Raw genomic sequence first — 4,737 nt, 5'->3', positions numbered from 1 at the left:
GGCTGGTGGCTCTCGGACCGTGGGCTGCCCACCGGACCGGACGGACCGCTGCCCGGCCCGGCCGAGCCGGAACTGACCCAGCCCGCGGACTGCCCCGACGTGCAGATGATCGCCGTACCGGGGACCTGGGAGAGCAGCCCGACCGACGACCCGTACGCGCCGGCCTTCCTGCCCAACGCCCTGCTCAGGACGATCACCGATCCGCTGTCGGAGCAGTACCCCACCGAACGCCTGGAGGTCTTCACGGTCCCCTACGTGGCACAGTTCCGGAACCCGCAGCGCCCGGACGAGATCACCTACGACCAGAGCCGGGCCGAGGGCACGGATCGTGCGCGCGCCGAGCTGGCGGCGGTGCACGACCGTTGCCCGTACACCTCCTACATCCTCCTCGGCTTCTCGCAGGGCGCGGTGATCGCCGGCGATCTCACCAGCGAGATCGGCACCGGCAACGGACCGGTGCCGGCCGACCTGGTCCGGGGGTCGGTGCTCATCGCCGACGGGCGGCGGCTGCCCGGTGAGGGGCAGTCGCCGGGACTGTCGCCGGGGACGGGTCAGGGCATGGAGATCTCGCTCCAGCCGGTCACGGGATTCACCCAGCTCATCGCGGGCGCCACCATGACGGGCCCCCGGCCCGGTGGCTTCGGGGAACTCGCTGACCGCACCGCCCAGATCTGCGATTCGCGGGACCTCATCTGCAACGCCCCGCTCAACGTGGTGGACGGCGCGGCCCGGTTCCAGGAGTTCGTCGCCAACAACGCCATCCACGCCATGTACGCGACCAACCCGGACGTGATCATGGGGACGACGGTCCCGGAGTGGACCATCGGTCACGTTCGCGAGCTCGTCGACTCCGCACCGGAGATCGCCCACGACTGACGGGCCGACCGAGTACCGTGCATGGGCGCGACACGCCTGCCAGGGTCGGGGATTCGGAGTTCGGATGTGCGCGAGGGCACGCTGTAAGATCGACCAAGCTTGTCGCCCGGTATGTCCGAGGTCGGCGACGTCGGCCATCCAGTCATCGGTTCGGAACGGAGCAACGTGGAGTTCGAGCAGTACCACGACGCCAGCGGGGCGATCGTCATCCCTGATCGCACCACCCTGGTCGACTTCGTCGAAGCCAACGTCTCCGCAGCGCGCCGGGACCCCGCGGCGGACGGCCTCATCTACCGATATATCGACTACTCGTCGTCGCGGCAGGGTGAGGTCTCCGAACTGTCGTGGTCGGACTTCGGTGACCGGCTCTACGCGATCGCCGCACGACTGCAGCAGGTGGCCGCGCGGGGAGACCGGGTGGCGATCCTCGCGCCACAGGGGCTCGACTACATCGTCTCCTTCTTCGCCGCCATCCACGCCGGCCTCACCGCCGTCCCGCTGTTCGATCCGGACGAACCCGGGCACCATGACCGTCTCCACGCCGTCCTCGGGGACTGCACCCCGTCCGTCATCCTCACGTCGACCGAGTCGGCGGCCGGCGTCCGCAAGCTCTTCCGCGATCTGCCCGCCCGTGAGCGCCCCCGCACGGTCGCCGTCGACGCGATCCCGACCGAACTCGGCTCGGGCTGGTCCCGGCCCGACCTCGGGGCGGACGACATCGCCTACCTGCAGTACACCTCGGGATCGACCCGCGTCCCCGCAGGCGTCGAGATCACGCATCGCAACGTCGTCACCAACGTCATGCAGCTCTTCGACGGGCTGGGTCTGACCCGCGCCTCCCGCGGCGTCACCTGGCTCCCGCTGTTCCACGACATGGGACTGCTCACCGTGATCCTGCCCGCGATGGGCGGTGCGACCATCACCGTCATGAGCCCCCGGGCCTTCGTGCAGCGGCCCGGACGCTGGGTCACCCAGCTCGGTGCGATGTCCGACGGCGACGGCGTGTTCGCCGCGGCACCCAACTTCGCGTTCGAGCACGCCGCCCGCCGTGGCCTTCCCCGGGAGGGCGAGTCGCTCGACCTGTCCGGCGTCACCAGCATCATCAACGGATCCGAGCCGGTCACCCCCGCCTCGATGCGCGCGTTCAACGAGGCGTTCGCCCCGTACGGGCTCGCTCCGACCGCCATCAAGCCCTCCTACGGCATGGCGGAGGCGACACTCTTCGTCTCCTCGCCCCGTAAGGACGACGAGGCGATCGTCATCCACGTGGACCGGGATGACCTCAACAAGGGCGTCATGACCGTCCTGGACCCCGACTCGGTGGAGGGGAACGAGGACGCCATCCCGCAGGTGGCGTGCGGGTACGTGGCGCCCAGCCAGTGGGCGGTCATCGTCGACCCGGGAATCGACGGGGCGACGGGCGAGCACGACGGAACCGGCCGTGAGCTCCCCGAGGGGCGGGTCGGTGAGATCTGGCTGCACGGTACGAACGTGGGGCAGGCCTACTGGGGCCGACCGGAGGAGTCCGAGGCCACCTTCGGCAACAGGCTCACCGAGCGCCTGGCGGAGAACTCGAAGACCGTGCGCGAGTTCGGCACCGTCCCCGAGGACGCGCGATGGCTCCGCACGGGCGACTTCGGTGCCTACGTGGACGGTCAGCTGTACATCACCGGGCGGGTCAAGGACCTCGTGATCGTCGCGGGGCGCAACCACTACCCGCAGGATCTCGAGAACACCGCGCAGGACGCCTCCTCCTCCCTGCGCCCGGGCTTCGTGGCCGCGTTCTCCGTGCCCGCCAACCAACTCCCGATCGAGGCCCGTAACGGCGCCGTCATCCCCGCCGATGACTCCTCGGAGACCCTCGTCGTGGTCGGGGAGCGCGCGCCCGGTGCGGGCAAGGCGGATCCCGGACCCATCGCCGACGCCGTCCGTTCGGCGATCTCGGCGAGGCACGGTGTCACGGCCCAGGACGTGATCCTGGTCCCCGCCGGGTCCATCCCCCGTACCTCGAGCGGCAAGATCGCCCGCCGCGCCTGCAAGGCCGCCTACGTCGACGGGACGTTGCGGGGAGGCCACCAGCAGACGGCGTTCCCCGACGAGCCGACGGAGTAGTTCCCGGACCGGTTCACGGCACCACACGTGCGCGGCGGCGACGGGCGAGCACACCGGACGAGACCCGATCGAAAGGCGATCCCCACGATGGCACAGAGCGAGATGACGGTAGTAGAGCTCCGCGACTGGTTACGGGGGTGGGTCTCACGGGCCACCGGACTCGACGGCGCCAAGGTGACCGACGACCGTTCTCTCGAGGAGTTCGGACTGTCCTCCCGCGACGCGGTGACGCTCTCGGCGGATCTCGAGGACCTCCTCGGACGACCACTGGACGCCACGGTGGCGTACCAGCACCCCACCATCGCCTCCCTCGCCGAGTACGTGGTCAACGGCCCGGCCGAGATCGAGGAGCCGGCCGATCTGCACACCTTCCGTCACCGCGGGGCGGGCATGGAGTTCGACGTCGCCGTCATCGGGTTCGCCACGCGGTTCCCGGGCGGTGCGGATTCGCCCGAGGCCACGTGGGAGCTGCTGTCCGAGGGCCGGGACGCGACCAGCCCGCGCCCGGCGACCCGCTGGTCCGAGTGGGCGGGCGACGCCTACGTGCAGCAGGTCCTGGCCGAGGCACCGGACCGGGGCGGGTGGCTCGACGACGCGGAGGTGCGCGACTTCGACGCCGAGTTCTTCGGCATGAGCCCGCGCGAGGCGGAGATGGTGGACCCGCAGCAGCGGTTGGCGCTCGAGCTCACCTGGGAGGCCCTCGAGCACGCGCACCTGCCGGCGAGCGATCTCAAGGGCCACGAGGTCGGCGTGTTCATCGGCTCGTCGTCCAGCGACTACCAGGTGTTCCTGACCTCCGACTCCGCCGCCGCCTCCCCCTACGCGGTCACCGGCGCCTCCAACTCGATCATCTCCAACCGGGTGTCGTACACGTTCGACTTCCGGGGTCCGTCGATGACCCTCGACACCGCGTGCTCCACCTCGCTCGTCGCGATCCACGAGGCCGTCAACTCCCTGCGGCTGCACGAGTCCGACCTGGCCGTGGCCGGCGGCGTCAACATGATGCTGGCACCCGCCGCCACCATGGGCTTCGCCAAGACCGGGGCCGCGCTCAGCCCCGACGGCCGCATCAAGGCCTTCTCCTCCGACGCCAACGGCATCTGCCGCGCCGAGGGCGGGGGACTGTTCATCCTCAAGCGCCTGTCCGAGGCCGAGCGGGACGGGGACGTGGTCCTCGCCGTCATCAAGGGTTCCGCGGTCAACTCCGACGGCCGCTCCAACGGGATGACCGCCCCCAACCCCGACGCGCAGGTCGCGGTGCTGCGCCAGGCCTACGCCGACGCCGGCGTGGACCCCAGGGAGGTCGACTACATCGAGGCCCACGGCACGGGCACCATCCTCGGCGACCCCATCGAGGCCACCGCGATCGGACAGGTGCTCGGCCGCGGCCGTGATGCCGACCGGCCGACCCTGCTGGGCTCGGCCAAGACGAATTTCGGTCACATGGAGTCGGCGGCCGGGGCGGCGGGCCTGGCCAAGATCATCCTCGGAATGGGTCACGACTCGCTCCCGCCCACCCTCAACTTCGCCGGGCCCAACCCGTACATCGACTTCGACGCCGCCCGGCTGAGCGTCGTCACGGAGAGTCGGCCGTGGCCCCGCTACAGCGGTCGGGCGTTGGCCGGTGTCTCCGGATTCGGGTTCGGCGGCACCAACGCCCACGTCGTGGTGGCCGAGTACCAGCCCGCGCCGATCGGTGCCGCGCGGACACCAGCCGCCGACGAACAGGCCGCCGACGAACAGGCTGCC

At 70.6% G+C, this 4,737-nt stretch carries 3 protein-coding genes; all 3 read left to right on the top strand.

The genetic code is table 11. The features are described 5' to 3' along the window. Nucleotides 1–876 (top strand): cutinase family protein (locus tag G6019_RS10405; RefSeq protein WP_182613623.1); only part of this gene is annotated, 876 nt, incomplete at its 5' end. A 111-nt stretch (nt 877–987) separates the two neighbouring features. After that, nucleotides 988–2,988, top strand: coding sequence for a long-chain-fatty-acid--AMP ligase FadD32 (gene fadD32 / locus G6019_RS10400; RefSeq protein ID WP_107755467.1), 2,001 nt, complete (start codon nt 988–990; stop codon nt 2,986–2,988). A gap of 87 nt (nt 2,989–3,075) precedes the next feature. Beyond that, nucleotides 3,076–4,737: type I polyketide synthase (locus G6019_RS10395; protein ID WP_182627531.1), on the top strand; the 1,662-nt coding region annotated here is incomplete at its 3' end.

This window comes from Dietzia sp. DQ12-76, from assembly GCF_014145045.1.
Lineage (GTDB): Bacteria > Actinomycetota > Actinomycetes > Mycobacteriales > Mycobacteriaceae > Dietzia.
Note: the sequence above shows the minus strand (reverse complement) of the source record. Positions and strands in the feature narration are given on the sequence as shown.

Coding starts and splice junctions, on each gene's coding strand:
- fadD32 (WP_107755467.1), top strand. CDS start 988: ATGTCCGAGGTCGGCGACGTCGGCCATCCAGTCATCGGTTCGGAACGG.